This window comes from Actinotalea ferrariae CF5-4 (assembly GCF_000603945.1).
Lineage (GTDB): Bacteria > Actinomycetota > Actinomycetes > Actinomycetales > Cellulomonadaceae > Actinotalea > Actinotalea ferrariae.
Window position 1 is genome coordinate 1 of the sequence record NZ_AXCW01000529.1, and the last position, 836, is coordinate 836.

Genomic DNA, 836 nt, shown 5'->3' on the forward strand with positions numbered 1-836 from the left:
GACGGCACCGGGCGCGTCGTCCTGGTGGGTGGCGGGCCGGGAGCGACCGACCTGCTCACGCTGCGCGGCCGCCGCGCGCTGGCCGAGGCGGACGTCGTCGTGACGGACCGCCTCGGCCCGCGGTCCGTGCTCGCGGAGCTCCCGCCCGACGTCGAGGTGGTCGACGTGGGCAAGCGCCCGGACCACCACCCCGTGCCGCAGGACGAGATCAACCGGATCCTCGTCGACCGGGCCGGCCGCGGGCTCACCGTCGTCCGGCTCAAGGGCGGCGACCCGTTCGTCTACGGCCGCGGGGGCGAGGAGGTGCTCGCCTGCCGCACCGCGGGCGTGCCCGTCGAGGTCGTGCCGGGCATCAGCAGCGCGCTCGCCGTGCCCGCAGCCGCCGGGATCCCCCTGACCCACCGCGGGACGGTCGCGGCGGTGCACGTCGTCAACGGCCACGACGGGCTCGACGAGGCGGCGCGCACCGCGCTGCGCGAGGGGTCCGCGACCGTCGTGGTCCTCATGGGCGTCGCGGCGCTGGAGCAGATGGCGGCCGAGGCGGTCGCCCACGGCGCCGACCCGGCCACGCCCGTGGCGGTGGTCGAGAACGGGACGACCGACCGGCAGCGGACCACCCGCGCGCCGCTGCACGCCATCGCCGAGCGGGCCCGCGCGGCGGGCGTGCGGGCCCCGGCGATCGTCGTCATGGGGGCGGTCGCGGCGGAGGGGCTCCTGGGACCGGCGTGCGACGCCGCGACGCGCGTCCCCGCCGCCACGGGTACGTCGACCCTGCCCGTCGGGGCGGCTTCGTGAGCGTCCCGCAGCAGGCCTCGCCGCCGACCGCCGTGGCGGAG

The 836-nt window shown here is 79.1% G+C and carries 1 protein-coding gene; it reads left to right on the forward strand.

All coding sequences use genetic code 11. The features are described 5' to 3' along the window. Window positions 1-795: uroporphyrinogen-III C-methyltransferase (gene cobA, locus N866_RS19175; protein ID WP_034229931.1), on the forward strand; the 795-nt coding region annotated here is incomplete at its 5' end. Window positions 796-836: the final 41 nt, after the last annotated feature.